General features: G+C 74.5%; 13 protein-coding genes. 8 read left to right on the top strand and 5 right to left on the bottom strand.

Annotated elements, in window-relative coordinates; all coding sequences use genetic code 11:
• Positions 1–30: 30 nt before the first annotated feature.
• Positions 31–1,596, bottom strand: a complete 1,566-nt coding sequence (locus ACI797_RS07575; RefSeq protein ID WP_456857990.1) for a CYTH and CHAD domain-containing protein — start codon at positions 1,594–1,596, stop codon at positions 31–33.
• A gap of 142 nt (positions 1,597–1,738) precedes the next feature.
• Here ACI797_RS07575 and ACI797_RS07570 point away from each other — a divergent pair, with 142 nt between their 5' ends.
• The 8 genes from ACI797_RS07570 (at position 1,739) to ACI797_RS07535 (ending at position 8,354) form a co-directional block, all read left to right on the top strand.
• Positions 1,739–2,017, top strand: a complete 279-nt coding sequence (locus ACI797_RS07570) for a WhiB family transcriptional regulator (RefSeq protein WP_456857989.1) — start codon at positions 1,739–1,741, stop codon at positions 2,015–2,017.
• Between the two features lie 70 nt (positions 2,018–2,087).
• A complete protein-coding gene (locus tag ACI797_RS07565) occupies positions 2,088–2,246 on the top strand; it encodes a hypothetical protein (RefSeq protein WP_456857988.1) in 159 nt (52 codons plus the stop codon).
• Between the two features lie 67 nt (positions 2,247–2,313).
• A complete protein-coding gene (locus tag ACI797_RS07560; protein ID WP_456857987.1) occupies positions 2,314–3,063 on the top strand; it encodes a maleate cis-trans isomerase family protein in 750 nt (249 codons plus the stop codon).
• Between the two features lie 18 nt (positions 3,064–3,081).
• Complete coding sequence (locus tag ACI797_RS07555) at positions 3,082–3,723, top strand: VOC family protein (RefSeq protein WP_456857986.1); 642 nt, start codon at positions 3,082–3,084, stop codon at positions 3,721–3,723.
• Positions 3,720–3,965 (top strand): hypothetical protein, encoded by a 246-nt coding sequence (locus tag ACI797_RS07550; RefSeq protein WP_456857985.1) that lies wholly within the window; start codon positions 3,720–3,722, stop codon positions 3,963–3,965. The genes ACI797_RS07555 and ACI797_RS07550 overlap by 4 nt, the downstream gene beginning before the upstream one ends.
• A complete protein-coding gene (locus ACI797_RS07545) occupies positions 3,962–5,209 on the top strand; it encodes a hypothetical protein (protein ID WP_456857984.1) in 1,248 nt (415 codons plus the stop codon). The genes ACI797_RS07550 and ACI797_RS07545 overlap by 4 nt, the downstream gene beginning before the upstream one ends.
• Positions 5,206–6,693, top strand: coding sequence for an FAD-dependent monooxygenase (locus tag ACI797_RS07540; protein ID WP_456857983.1), 1,488 nt, complete (start codon positions 5,206–5,208; stop codon positions 6,691–6,693). Before ACI797_RS07545 ends, ACI797_RS07540 begins: the two co-directional genes overlap by 4 nt.
• Entirely contained in the window at positions 6,690–8,354 is a 1,665-nt protein-coding gene (locus ACI797_RS07535; RefSeq protein ID WP_456857982.1) for a (2,3-dihydroxybenzoyl)adenylate synthase, read from the top strand. The genes ACI797_RS07540 and ACI797_RS07535 overlap by 4 nt, the downstream gene beginning before the upstream one ends.
• A gap of 1 nt (position 8,355) precedes the next feature.
• Here the strand turns inward: ACI797_RS07535 and ACI797_RS07530 are convergent, their stop codons facing one another.
• The 4 genes from ACI797_RS07530 to ACI797_RS07515 all read right to left on the bottom strand — a co-directional run bounded on the left by ACI797_RS07530 (position 8,356) and on the right by ACI797_RS07515 (position 14,308).
• On the bottom strand, positions 8,356–9,048 hold the full coding sequence (locus tag ACI797_RS07530; protein ID WP_456857981.1) for a TetR/AcrR family transcriptional regulator: 693 nt from the start codon (positions 9,046–9,048) through the stop codon (positions 8,356–8,358).
• Positions 9,049–9,157: 109 nt separating this feature from the next.
• Positions 9,158–11,476, bottom strand: a complete 2,319-nt coding sequence (locus tag ACI797_RS07525; protein ID WP_456857980.1) for a hydantoinase B/oxoprolinase family protein — start codon at positions 11,474–11,476, stop codon at positions 9,158–9,160.
• Positions 11,473–13,590: a hydantoinase/oxoprolinase family protein gene (locus tag ACI797_RS07520; RefSeq protein WP_456857979.1), complete on the bottom strand. Its 2,118-nt coding sequence runs from the start codon at positions 13,588–13,590 to the stop codon at positions 11,473–11,475. The genes ACI797_RS07525 and ACI797_RS07520 overlap by 4 nt, the downstream gene beginning before the upstream one ends.
• 310 nt (positions 13,591–13,900) lie before the next feature.
• The gene (locus tag ACI797_RS07515; protein WP_456857978.1) at positions 13,901–14,308 is read right to left on the bottom strand and encodes a hypothetical protein; all 408 of its coding nucleotides are present in this window, start codon (positions 14,306–14,308) and stop codon (positions 13,901–13,903) included.
• Between the last annotated feature and the right edge of the window lie 17 nt (positions 14,309–14,325).

Genomic DNA, 14,325 nt, shown 5'->3' with positions numbered 1-14,325 from the left:
CGTGCACGGCCGCCTCGCCAGGGATCCGGGTCACCGCAGCCAGCGGTGGAGGGACTTGCGACCCGCGGCCTCCCACGCGGCCGCGAAGTGCTCGTGCGACTGCACGCCGCGGGCCTCCTCCTGGGCGTGCAGGCGCCCGTAGAGGAACGCCACCTCGGTCGACGAGGCGTTCACGGCCAGCTCGTGCAGGCGCTCCCGGGTGAGGACGGAGTCCTGGTGCTCACCCAGTGCCTCCTGCACGGCCTCCATCGCGGCGGCGAAGGCGGTGGCGTCCGAGCCGAAGACGGGTGCGACCGACTCGGCGGCGTAGCGGGACTGCTTGGCCGCCTTGCGGGCGTCGTGCCACAGCTCCTCCTGCTCGGGCCCGGCGGGCACGGTCTGCGCCTTGTCCACGTACCTGCGGACCCGGTCGTAGCTGTGCGCGACGAGTTCCGGCAGCGTCGCGGTGGCGCGCGCCTTGGCGGGCTTGCGCAGCGGTGGCCGGTCCACCAGCTCCTGCAGCGTGGCCAGGATCCGGTGGTAGCGGTCGCTGTCGAGCCCGGCGAGCACCCGGTCGTGCGCCGCGCGGTAGGCGGCGTCCAGCTCGGCCAGGGCGGCGCCGGTCCCGGCACCCCCGCCGTCCACCGCCTCGCGCACCCGGTCGCGCATGACCTCGGCATCCCGGGCGGCGCCCAGCTCGCCGGCCAGCCACTTGAGCTCGTCGCGCAGCGAGCCGGCGACCGCGGGGTCGAACAGCGGCTTGAAGGTGCTCAGCGCGCTGCGCAGCCGTCGGGTGGCCACCCGCATCTTGTGCACGCTGTCGGGGACGTCCAGGCGCACGGGCAGGTCCTGGGCCCGCACCTGCGCGACCTGCTGGCGGACGTGCGCCAGCAGCACGTCGCCCGCCCTGGACTTCCGAGTCGGGCGCTCGGGGTCGGCAGCCGGCCCGCCGTCGACGGTCAGGACGTGCGCCGGCCCCGTCCCCGGCCCCGCCTTGCGCAGGCCGTGCCCGCGCAGCTCCTTGGAGAGCGCCTTCTTCCGGCCCGCGGCGCGGCCGGCCAGGGACAGGCCGACCTCCCGCCAGCCGGTGACGGCGCCGGCGGCCTCACCCGGGCCGTCGTGCGGGTGCAGCCGGCGTCCGGTGACCCGGTCGTCGGTCACCTCGACGAGGACCTGCCCGCTGGCGTCGGTCACGTGCCGCACGACCCGCTCGGTCGTGATGCGGGCGACCGGCTCGAGCGGCGCACCGAGGGTCCGCGCCCGCACCAAGGCCTGCAGCTCGTCCGGGACCGTGCGAGGTGTCCGGCCCGGCGGGACCCTCCCGGGTGGCAGCCGCACCTCCGACCCGCCCGCCGTCCCGGCCGGAGGCGTGAGGTGCCAGCCGGACCCGCTCCCGCCGGTCCGCCGGAGCAGGGTCACCCCCGAGGCGAGCAACCGCAGATCGGCCGTGTCGAAGTAGACGGCGTCCAGCCGCTGCTGCGCCACGTCGCCCTCGGCGAGCGGCCCGCTGCCGGGTGCGGCACCGTCGCCCCCGGTGATCGATCCGATGAGGGGAGGCAGGACGAAGGCGTCGTCGGCCTCGAACCTCAGCTCTTCTCGCTGATCGGGAACAGGCATCGGTCAGGTGTACACCAGGTGGGTGAACGGGCGACGCGCCCGGAGCCTGCCACTCCCTGGGCGACCGTCGGCGCGCCTCCGCGGCTCGGCGGGACGGGTGTGACGCAATCAGGCGATGGGCCGCGCCGAGGCTCACGATCACGTGCCGGGGGCGATCCCGCCCGCGGCCCTCGGCGCGTGGCGAGAGCTCCGCGCCGGGCTCGAGGAGGTCGGCACCGTCGAGTGCCAGCAGCAGGACCACGCGGCCTGGTGGCCGGACAAGCGGGACCTCGACTCGCCCGCGACCCGTGACGCCGTCGCCGCCTGCCGGCGTTGCCCGCTCCGAGGTCCCTGCGCCGAGTACGCCGTCGCCGCGGACGAGCGCTTCGGCGTGTGGGGGGCGACGCTCCCTGACGAGAGGCGACGCCGCCGGAACCCGTAGAGATCGTCACACCTCCTGACTCACTCGTCGCAAACTCGACACCGAAGTCGAGAGCCCGGACACTGCGTGCATGACGACCGCCCGAGACCTCCTGGACCTGATCGCCGAGTACGTCGCCGCCCGGTCGGAGGGGGGCGACGAGGCGGACCTGCAGGACGTCGCCCGACGGTTCGACGTCGCGCTGGGCGAGGCGCTGGTCGACCGGGCCAGCGTCCAGAGCGAGGCCTGACGCGCCTGTTGACAAACCGTCGCATGTGTCGAATATTCGTCAGTGGCGTCAACGAGGGGAGGCGGCGGTGCACCGGATAGGCCTGGTGGTCCCCAGCTCGAACGTGACGGTGGAGACCGAACTCCCGGCGCTGCTCGCGCGCCACCCGGACGCGGAGTTCTCGTTCCACTCCAGCCGGATGCGCATGCAGTCGGTGTCACCGGCGCAGCTGCGGGCGATGAACGCCCAGCGCGAGCGCTGCGTCCTCGAGCTCGGCGACGCCGGTACCGAGGTGATCCTCTACGCGTGCCTGGTCGCCCTCATGGCCGGCGGGCCGGGAGAGCACCAGCGGGTGGAGTCGGCCGTCGCCGAGCAGCTGGCCACCGGCGGTTCCGACACCCGGATCCGCAGCAGCGCGGGCGCCCTGGTCGAGGCGCTCCGGGCGCTCGGCGCGCAGCGGCCGGCCCTGGTCATGCCGTACACGCGCCCCCTGGCCGAGCAGGTCGTCGCCTACCTGGAGGCGGAGGGCTTCGCCATCGCCGACTGGTGCGCGCTCGAGGTCGCCGACAACACCGACGTCGGATGCATCCCGGGGGAGCGGGTGATGGAGGCTGCTCGGTCGCTGGACCTGTCCGGCGCCGATGCGCTCGTCGTCTCCTGCTGCGTGCAGATGCCGTCGCTGTCCCTGGTCGACGCCGCCGAGCGGGAGTTCGGGGTGCCCGTCCTGTCCGCAGCCACCGCGGGGGCCTTCAGCCTGCTGCGCGCCCTCGGGCTGCCCGTCGACATCCCCGGCGCCGGCAGCCTGCTGCGGGCCGACCGCGCCGCGGTCCCCGCCTGATCCGGAGGAGGACCACCCGTGAGCGAACTGCAGCACCGCGTGCGCGGCGTCGACCACGTCGCCTACCCGACCTTCGACCCGGCCGGCACCGTGCGCTTCTACCGCGACGTGCTGGGCTTCCCGGTCGTCCACTCCATCTGCGCCGCCGGCTGGGGTCCGGAGCGGCACCCCGACTTCATCCACTTCTTCTTCGACATCGGCAACGGCGACCGGCTGGCCTTCTTCTACTACTTCGGGCTCGAGCCCTTCGAGGGCGGACCGCAGGGCGACGCCTACTCCCGCTTCGCCGAGGACGTCCCGATCTTCTTCATCCGCTCGCGACACCTGGCCATCCACGTCGACTCGGAGGAGGACCTCCTCGAGTACCGGCGCCGGCTCGACGGCAGCGAGTGGCCGGTCGAGATGCAGATCCAGCACGAGACGATCGAGTCGATCTACACCCACGACCCGAACGGCTACATGATCGAGATCACCCGGGCGCTGCGGCCGGTGACGCCGCAGGAGGACCTCGACGCCCAGCTGACCGTCGACGCGCTCGTCGACGTCGTCTCCAGGCCGGAACCCAGCATGGCCGCGCTGCTCGCCCGCAAGGCCGAGCTCATCGTCGAGCGTGCGGCGGCGTGGGAGGACGAGCACCTGGCGAGGACGACGCAGCCGTGACGACCCTGTACGTGCTCGACGTGCCGGAGAACGTGCCGGTCGCGGAGGTCGCCGGCCGCGCGCCGGACGTGACCGTCGCCCGCGTCGGCCCCTACTTCGAGATCAGCGCCCCCGGGGCCATCGTGATCGACCGCAGGGCGACCGGCTGCCGGCACGCGGTCTGGTACTCCTGCGTGGCGGGCCTGCGCGGCTCGGCGATCACGCAGCAGGACAAGGACGCCCTCCGGGTCGAGCCGGCATGACCGCGCCCGCCCGCCTCGGTGCCGGCCGCTGGATCGCCGCCGCCCAGCCGCCCGACTCCACGGTCACCACCGCGCACCAGCTGACGACGGCGGACGGCGCCACCGTGACCGGCCTGCTGCGCGTCGTCCCCGGCGCCGGGACCGTCGTCTGCCTCATGCACCCGCGGCAGGACGTCAGCCACCACGCCCTCGTGCCCGAGCTCCTCGCCCGCGGCTACGCGGTCTGGACCCAGGGCAGCCGGTCCGTGAACAACGACCTGGCGCTGGTGCACGAGCAGGCGCTGCTCGACGTCGCCGCCGGCCAGGTGTTCCTCCGCGACCGCGGCTTCGCGTCCGTGGTGACGCTCGGGCACTCCGGCGGCGGCACGCTGTTCGCCTTCTACGCCGAGCAGGCCGGGCGCGCGCCCGCCGACCGCATCGCGAGGACACCCGCCGGCCGCCCGGTCGCGCTGGCCGACGCGGAGATGCCTCTTCCCGACGGCGCCGTCTTCATGGCGCCCCACCCGGGGCAGGGCGCGCTGCTGGCCCGGCTCGTCGACCCCTCGGTCACCGACGAGGCCGACCCGCTGTCGGTCGATCCCGACCTCGACCCCTACGCGCCGGCCAACGGCTTCGCGCCGCCGGGGGAGAGCTCCGCCTACGCGCCGGAGTTCGTCGAGCGCTACCGGCGGGCCCAGGCCGAGCGGATCGCCCGCATCGACGTCCGTGCCCGCGAGGCGGCCGCCGAGGCCTCCGCCGCCCGCCGCCGGTTCGGGGATTCCGGCGACCCCCGTGACCAGCGCGCCTCCCTCGCCCCGCGGATCGGAACGGTCCACCGGACCGACGCCGACCTGCGCTCGGTCGACCTCTCCCTGGACCCGAACGAGCGCCCGTACGGCTCGCTGTTCGGCCGCCGTCCCGACCTGACGAACTACGGCCTGCTCGGCTTCGGCCGGCTCAGCACGCCCGACGCGTGGCTGTCGACGTGGTCGGCGAACACCACGAACGCCGACTTCCTCCGCTGCGCGCCGGGGGTCACCGTGCCCACGCTGCTGGTCGAGCTCACCGGCGACCAGGCCTGCTTCCCGGCCGACGTCCGGGCGATGACGGCGACCCTGGGCGCCGACGACCTGAGCACGTGCGCGGTCCGGGGTACCCACTTCGGCGGCCCGATCGCGACGGGCGAGCCGACGGGGGCGAGCCTCGCCGCGGCCGAGATCGGCGCCTGGCTGGAGAAGCGCTTCCCCGCCGGGGAGGAGTCGTGAGGCTCGACCGGGTCGCCGTCCAGGGTGGCGGGCCCGGTGGGCTGTACGCCGCGCGACTGCTCAAGCTGGCCCGCCCCGAGTGCGACGTCGTCGTGTACGAGCAGGGGGTGCCCGACACGACCTTCGGGTTCGGCGTCGGGCTCGCCGCGGGGACGCAGCGCAACCTGGCGGCCGCCGACCCCGACACCCTGCGCGACATCGTGGCCGGCGGCCGGCGGCACGACATGCGGATGCGCGTCGGCGGCGCCACGGCCACGGTGCACAACCCGGCGCTGATCGGCGTCGCCCGCACCCGGTTGCTGGCCGTGCTGCAGGAGCACGCCGAGCGGTCCGGCGTCGTCCTCAAGTTCGGGGAGCGCACCACCGCCGACGCCCTCGACGCCGACCTGGTCATCGCCGCCGACGGCGTGAACAGCGCCACGCGCACCGAGCGGGCGGCCGACTTCGGCGCCACCGTCGAGCACGGCGCCGGGCTCTACCTCTGGGCGGCGACCGACTTCGCGCTGGAGCACGCGCTCTTCGAGCCGGTCCGCACGGAGTCCGGCACGTTCGTCACCCACGCCTACCCCTACTCGGCGGACCGCAGCACCTTCCTCGTCGAGACCGACGAGGCGACCTGGCGCGCGGCCGGGCTCGACGCCGCGGGGGAGGGGCTCGGCCGCGACGACACCGACGAGGTCAGCCTGCGCCACCTCGAGCGGGTCTTCGCCGGGGCGCTGCAGGGGCACCCGCTGATCGGCAACCGCACCCAGTGGCTGCGCTTCCGCACCGTGCGCGCCGCCCGCTGGTCGGCCCGGAACGTGGTGCTGCTCGGCGACGCCGCGCACACCGCGCACTACTCGATCGGCTCGGGCACCAAGCTGGCCATGGAGGACGCGATCGAGCTGGTCGCGGCCCTGCAGCAGGCCGACGACCTCCCCACCGCGCTGCGCGCCTACGAGCAGCGGCGCCGTCCGGACGTCGAACGGCTGCAGGGCCTGGCCTGCCGCAGCCAGCACTGGTGGGAGAGCTTCCCCGAGCGCCTCGACCTGCCGGTCGACCGGCTGATGGTGGCGTACATGTCGCGCGCGGGGAACGTGCCGCTGGCACGGTTCGCGCAGACCAGCCCGGACGTCGTCCGGCGCGCCGTGACCGACTGGGCCGGTACGGCGCCGGACGACCTCGCGGACGTCGAGCGCTGGGTGCTCGACCGGGCGGGCAGTCCGCACACCGATCTCCCGGAGCTGCCCGTCGGCGCGGGCAGCGCCTGGTCGGCGGCGGGGGACGCGCTGGTCGAGGAGGCCCGCGGCCTGCCCGAGGGCGTCCTCCTCGTCGGCCCGCGGGACCGGGGCGCCGTCCTGGACCGGCTCGACCTCGCCGAGCGGGTCCGCCGCGAGACCGGCCTGCTCACCGCCGCCGCCGTGCCCCGCGACCTGGCGGCCGACGCGGCCGCCGCGCTGGTCAGCGGCCGGGTGGACGCCGTCGAGCTGGGGGACCGGCCGTGACGACGACGATCCGGCGGTTCGCCGCCCAGGTGCCGCCCCACCCACCCGAGGCGGTGCGCGAGTACCGCGCGGCCGGGCTGTGGGGCGACGCGACGATCGTCCAGGAGTTCCAGCGCGTCGCCGCCGCGCACCCGCACCGCGACGCGCTGGTCACACCTGCCGGCACGCTGACCTTCGCCGAGCTCGACGCGCGCACCGACCGCATCGCGCACGGCCTCGGCGGGCTCGGCCTGCGGCCCGGTGACCCGGTGGTCTTCCAGGTGACCAACCGAGCGGAGGCGGTGCTCGCCTGGTACGCCGTCCTCAAGGCGGGGCTGGTCCCGGTCTGCGCACTGGCGTTCCACCGGGCGCACGAGATCTCGCAGATCAGCCGGCTGGTCGGCGCCGTCGGGCACCTCGTCGACGCCGGCGCCGGCGGGTTCGACCTGGTCGCGTTCGGGCGGGAGCAGGCGCAGGGACACCCGACCCTGCGGCACCTCGTCGCGCTCGGGGCGCCGGAGGGGGCCGACGTCGTCCGGCTCGAGGACCTCGGCGCGGGCACGGACCCCGCCACGGCCCGGTCCTGGGTGGACGGCGTGCAGGACCGCATCGACCCCGACGACGTCGCCGTCTTCCAGCTCTCCGGTGGCACGACCGGGGTGCCGAAGGTGATCCCCCGGCTGCACGCCGAGTACTGGTACAACGCCCGGGCCTACGCCGGGGCCTGGGGCTGGGACGCCACCAGCCGGGTCGCCCACCTGATCCCGCTGATCCACAACGCCGGCATCGTCTGCGGGCTGCACGGGCCGCACTCGGTCGGCGGCTGCCTGGTGCTCGCCACCCCCGACCTCGACCGGGCGCTGCCGCTCATGGCCGCGGCAGGCACGACCGACGTGCTGTTCGGGCACGGCCACTACGGCGTCGTCGACCACCCGGCCTTCCCCGCCGTGGGGCCGACCCTGCGCACCGTCGTGCTCAGCGGGGCGAAGGTGAGCCCGGGGCTGTTCGGCCGCTTCGAGGAGCTCGGACTGTGGACCGGCCAGCTCTTCGGCATGGGCGAGGGCTTGTTCTGCGTGACCTTCCCCGGCGCACCGCGGCGGGCGCGCAACGAGACCGTCGGCATCCCGCTGTCGCCGCTCGACGAGGTCCGCGTCCTCGACCCGGGCTCCGAGGTCGAGGTCCCGGACGGCGCCGTCGGCGAGCTGTGCGCCCGCGGCCCGTACACGATCCGGGGGTACTTCGCCGCGCCGGACCACGACGCCGGGGCGTTCACCTCCGACGGGTTCTACCGCACCGGCGACCTGGCGTGCCTCACGCTGATCGACGGCGTCCGCTACGTGAGCATCGAGGGCCGGATCAAGGACGTCATCAACCGCGGCGGCGAGAAGGTGAACGCCGAGGAGGTGGAGCAGCTGCTGCTGCGCCACCCGGCGATCGCCGGCGCCGCGGTCGTCGCCATGCCCGACCCGCGCCTGGGCGAGCGCGCCTGCGCGTTCCTCGTCGCCCGGACCGGGCCGATCACGCTGACCGACGTCCGCGAGCACCTGGAGGCGCTCGGCGTCGCCAAGGTCAAGTGGCCCGAGCGGCTGGAGTGGGTCGACGAGCTGCCCCGCACGCTGGTCGGCAAGCTCGACAAGAAGCGGCTCCGGGAGGAGATCGCCCGGCGGCTGCCCGCCGGGTGAATCAGCCGCGGAGCAGGCGCTCGAGGTAGTCGAGGTCCTGGCGGAGCAGCGACAGCGCGCGGGCGGGACCCTCGCCCTCACCGGCCCGGTCGTCCCGCTCGGCCAGCGAGGCGACCGCCATGTCGGCGAGCTGGGCGGCGACGGCCTCGTCGCCCTGCCCGGGCCTGTGCCACCAGGCGACCCAGTTGCACATGCCGATGATCCCGAGCGCGGCCGCCCGCGCGTCGACCGGGCGCAGCTGGCCGGCGTGCTGGCCCTCCTCGATCACGGAGACGAACTCGCGCAGCACCCGTCGCCGGCCGCGGGCGTAGACGCCGGACAGCGCCTCGGGCAGCTCGGCCTCGGACCGGATCAGCAGCCGGAAGCGCTCGGGGGACCGCGCCATCCGCAGCGCGACCGTCTCGGCCATGTCCCGCAGCCGCTGCACCGCGGGGCGATCGGTCTCGGCGTTGATCCGGTGCAGCTCCTCCGCCGGGCCCTCGGTCAGCTCCTGCACGAGGCGGGAGAGCAGGTCGTCCTTGTTCTTGACGTAGTGGTAGAGCGCCGGGCGGGTGAGGCCGGTCGCCTCGGCGATGTCCTGCAGGCTGGTCGCGGCGAACCCCCGCTCGGCGAACAGCCGGGTGGCGTGCTCCAGGATCTGCGCCTCGACCAGGTCGCGTCGCGCGCTGGGCCGTCCTTCGGGTGCGCTGCTCACCGGCAGCTGCCCTCCTCCACCTCGATCGGCGCTGTGCTCGGCAGCGTAACGAGCGCAGCAGGCCGTGCCCCGGCGACGCCGCCGGGGCACGGCCTGCTGCTCCTCCGGGTCAGCCGGCCGGGGCCGCCGCCAGCAGCCGCGACAGCTCCAGCACGTGGTCCTCGTGCGCCGCCGGGACGATGCTCGAGTGGACCGCGGTCCAGCAGCCGGGGCAGCAGAACTGCCGGAACACGACCTCGTCGTCGACGTAGAGCGCCGGGTCCGAGGTCACCTGCGGACCGGCCGCGGACGACGGCCCGTCGAACTTCGCCAGCCGCAGCCGGCCGTCGGCGGTGGCGTCGCCGAGCACCGTGCCGCAGTGGCCGCACGCCACGACGGCCCGGTCGTCGAGGCGGGCCTCGACGAGGTTGTCGTCGAGCCGCCGCGCGCCCTCCAGGCCGACCGACACGGTGGGGGCGGAGGGGACGCGCGAGCGGCGCTGCGCGCGCAGTTCCTCCCGGCGGGCCCGTGTCGCCTCCCCGTCGACCTCCCCGCCGGTCAGGACGACGCCGTAGACCTCCCGGGCGCCGTCCGCGGTGACCTTGTGCTCCCGGACGTCGGCCGCGACGGCCGCCGGGTCGCGCAGCAGCGGGTCGCCGTACCCGCCGCCGCCCTGCCAGTGCATGTAGAACACCTCGCCGGGCGCGAGGTAGCTCTCGGCGAAGCAGGCGCCGAACTCCTGCTCGCCGCCCACCTCCTCCAGCGATGTCGGGATCTCCCCCCGGCCGAGACGGGCCGCCATGTCGGCGCCCCGTGCGAGCACCTCCAGGCCGGTGTTGCCCGGGTAGCCGCCGGCCAGGCCGTTGTTCTGGGTCACCGACTTGCCGGCCGAGGCGAGCACGAGGCCCATCGGCACGCTGGTGCCGTACGGCGTGACCGCCATCGACGCGCTGACGCCGCCGCGCTGCCGGCCGGGGCCGCCGGAGTCCGGCTCCTCGCGCCGCCACAGGGTGAGCAGCGGGTAGAGGTACTCGCTCATCTCGGTGTCGGGGATGCGGCCCATCGGGATGCAGAACAGCCCGCCGGTGTCCATCCCGTCGGCGGCCGGGCGCGCCCCGTAACCGCCGGCCATCGGCTCCATGAAGATGTTCAGGAACGGCGTGGGGAACGCCCCGCGCTCGTCGAGACCGGCGATGACGGCGGTGTCCCACGTGCCGCAGCAGGTCGCCTGCACGCTGCGGTCCTGCTCCACCGACCGGTCGAGCATCTGCGACAGGCACTCGGCGACCAGCGACCCGGTCAGCCACGCCGGGCCGATCGGCCCGCGGCTGACCGCCGCGGGGAAGGTCGCGTTGTTGAGCGTGCCCTCCTCGCTGACCAGGTCGAAGCAGCGCATCAGCCCGCCGGCGGCCCACGGGATGTCCCCGGCCAGGATCGGCAGGACGGCGGAGATGACCCCGCCGCGCATGCCGGCGTAGGTGCAGTTGACGACCCCGGACTGCGGGCCGGTGCCGGTGAAGTCGAACGTCAGGTGGTCGTCGCGCTTGGTCATGGCGACGGTGATCTTGTGCAGGTTCCGGTCGCCGGCGTGGGACTGGTCCTGGTAGCCGCTGGCGCGCCACGTGCCGTCGGGGAGCGCCCGCAGCTTGCCCCGCAGCCGGTGCTCGGCGTCGGCCATCATCCGCTTCATCACGGCCTTGACCGTGTCGGCGCCGTACTGCTCGATCACGCTGAGCAGGCGCTGCCGGCCGATGGTGTTGGCGCCGACCTTGGCCCGCAGGTCCAGCCCGACCAGCATGGGCACGCGGGAGCGGCGCACCCAGGCGTCGGCCACGTCGTCCTGGAGCGCGAAGCCGCGGACCACCTTGATCGGCGGCGTGGGCAGCGACTCGGAGAAGACGTCGGGGGCGCTGGGGGAGAAGGAGCCCAGCCCCACGCCGCCCAGGTCGGGCTCGTGCGCGATGGCGCTGGTCCAGGCGAACAGCTGCCCGTCGTGGAAGACCGGCTGGTAGACGATCACGTCGTTCTGGTGCAGCCCGCCGCCGACCCACGGGTCGTTGCACAGGAACATGTCGCCCTCGGCGATGCCGGGGTTGGTGGCCCGGTGCCGCAGCGTCCAGTAGACGGCGAGGTCCACCGCGCCGACGAGCATCGTGTTGTAGAGACCGACCTGCACCTCCTGGCCGAGCTCGTCGCCGATGGCGAAGTCGAAGTCGTTGGCGTCGGTGACGATCGGCGAGCCGGACATGCGCTTGAGCGCCTCGCCCATCTCGTCGGTGACCGACCAGAGCCGGTGGCGGACGACCTCGTAGGTGAGCGGGTCGAGCGCGTCGATCTGCTCCGGCGTCACCGTGTGCAGCGGCAGCGACGCCGGGATCTGCGCGGCGAGCTCCTCTGGGGCCACCGGCCGGCTGCTGAACCGCTCGGAGCCGGGGATCGGCATGGTCATCGGGAGGACTCCTCACGGGGGACGACGGTCAGGTTGCCGAGGTGGTCGACGGTGCCGGTGCGGCCGGCCGGGACGACGACGGTCGTCGTCGGCACCTCGACGATCGCCGGGCCCTCGAGCACGTGGCCGGCGCGCAGGCCGCGGTAGTCGTAGACGGGGGTGTCGACGAAGCCGGCGCCGTCGGCGAGGTTGACCGGCCGGCTGCCGATGCGGGCGTCGGACGGGTCGGCGGACGCGGCGCGGTCGAGCTCCGGCAGGCGGGGGGAGAACGGCAGGACGCCGGTGCCGCGCACGCGGAAGGTGATGGCCTGGATCCCGGCGGCGCTGAAACCGGTCCCCTCGCCGTAGAGCTCGGCGTACCGGCGCTCGAAGGCCTGGGCCGCCGCCGCGATGACGTTCTCGTCGATCGGCCCGGAGGGGACCGGGACGGCGAGCTCGGCCAGCTGCATGGTGAACCGCATGTCGATCTCGCGGTCCAGGTGCACCTCGGTGTAGCGCACGCCCTGGCGCTCCAGCGCCTCGCGGACCTGCGTCTCCAGGTCGGCGAAGTTCTTCTCCACCCGCACCGGGTTCAGCGGCATCGCGCCCGGGTCGGACAGCTCGACGGCGACCACGATGTCGGACGACGCCAGGCCGTAGGCCGAGAACGCCGACGCGACCTGGCCCAGCGGGACGACGACCTCGCGGACGCCGACCTCGGCGGCGTAGGCCGCGCAGTGGGCGGGGCCGGCCCCGCCGAAGGCGTAGAGCACGAACTCGCGGGGGTCGTGGCCGGCCTCGACGACCGTCTTGCGCAGCAGGTCGCCGGTCTGCGCGTTCTGCACGGCGTGGATGGCGGCCGCGGCGTCCTCGACCGACAGGCCCAGCGGCTCGGCGATGCGGGCGCGGATCGCCTCGCGGGCCCGCTCCACCGACAGCGGCTTGCGGCCGCCGAGCAGCCCGCGCTCGGGGAGGATGCCGAGCACCAGGTTGGCGTCGGTGTTGGTGGGCTCGGTGCCGCCCTGGTCGTAGCAGGCGGGGCCGGGCACGGCCTGCGCGCTCTGCGGTCCGACCTGCAGGTTCCCGCCGGCGTCGAGCCAGGCGATCGCGCCGCCGCCGGAGCCGATGGCGTGCACCTCGAGCGTCGGCACGTTGACCGGGTGGTGGTTGATGATCGTGGTCGTCGCGCGGACCGGCTCGCCGTCGACGACCAGGCCGACGAGGAACGTCGTCCCGCCGACGTCGGTGGAGATGATGTTGCGGTGCCCGAGCTGCTCGCCGAGGGCGACCGAGCCGACGACGCCGCCGGTGAGCACCGAGCCGACGGTCGTGATGGCGGTGGCCGGCGCCTGCCGGGCGGCGACCGCGCCGCCGTTGCTCTGCATGACCAGCAGCGGGCCGGTCAGGCCGCGGCTGCGCAGGCCGTCCTCGAGCGTGCCGAGGTAGTCGCGCAGGCCGGGGCCGATCTGGGTGCTCATGATCGTGGTGGCGTTGCGGGCGAACTCCCGGATGCGGGGGCTGACCTCGCTGGAGAGGGAGACGAAGACCCCCGGGTCGAGCTCGTGGACGATCTCGCGCAGCCGCTGCTCGTGCACGGGGTTGCGGAACGACCAGAGCAGGGAGACCGCGATCGCGCGCAGGCCGTCGTCCAGCAGGCCGCGGATCGCCGTCCGGGCCTGCTCCTCGTCGAGCGGGACGATGACGTTGCCGTCGCGGTCGATGCGCTCGGTGACCTCGAGCGCGTGCTTCTTCGGCAGCAGCCCGTGGGACTTGCTCTGACCGAGGACGTGCTGGAGCTCGTGCGGCGAGCTGCCGAGGTAACGGCCCTCGACGTTCATGATGTAGATGGAGTCGCGGTGCCCGCGGGTGGTCAGGAAGCCGACCGGCGGCACGTTGCCCGTCACCAGCGCGTTCAGCGAGGACGTCGTCCCGTGGGCGATGTGGTGGGTGTCGGCGAGCACGTCCTCCAGCGGCCGCCCCAGTTGCTCGGCCAGGACGGCGAGGACGTCCAGCACCCCCTGCGAGTAGTCCGGTGGGGTGGACGGCGACTTCGCCGCGATGATCGTCCCGGCGTCGTCGTCCAGAACGGCGTCGGTGAACGTCCCTCCGACGTCCACCCCGATCACGTAGGCCACGGTGCGCTCCCTTGCGTAGACCTGGACGGGGCGGACTCCGCCGACCCGATTGACGATCGCGTAGATTTTTCGACGTAACCTTCGTCACGTCAAGAGGGGGCGGCCCTCCCGTCCGACGGGGGCGCCCCGCGGCGAGGCGCGCCACCGGGACCGCCACGAGCGCAGCGACGGGGAGGAGGCGCGTGCCCGGACCTCGTGCGGGGGTGGTCGTCCGGTTCACCGTCGCCCCTCGGGGTGGTCGGGGCGATCCGCGGGACGACAGCGGCAGGGCGCTCCCGAGAGCCAGCACCGGGTCGAGCAGGTCGGCCGGTCAGGCGCGTCGCGACCCCAGCAGGTGCAGCAGCGCCCGGGCGTAGGCCTCGGACGGATCGGCCCCCTCGTGCCCGCTCGTCGCGCCGTCGACCCGGAGCGTGACGCGGTAGCCGTAGCCGGTCGGCGCGAGCCCCAAGAACGCGTCGCCGAGCAGCTCGCGCAACTGGTGCTCGGCCGGCACCCACAGCGCCTCGGACTGCTCGATGGAGTCCAGGGCCCACTCGGTCGTGCCGTTGAAGCCGATCACCGGGCCGCCCGGGAACTCGTGGACCTCGATCGTCATGTCCGAGAGCACGAAGACGTCGGCGTCCATCTCCCGGTCGGGCATGACGAAGCTGTCGCCGCGGGCAGGGGTCCAGGACAGCCCGGCGTCGCGCAGGGCGCGGGCCAGCGCGATCGACAGCACGGGACCATCCTGCGTCA

Source organism: Geodermatophilus sp. SYSU D00691, assembly GCF_054050275.1.
This window is presented reverse-complemented; position numbering and strand designations above follow the sequence as displayed.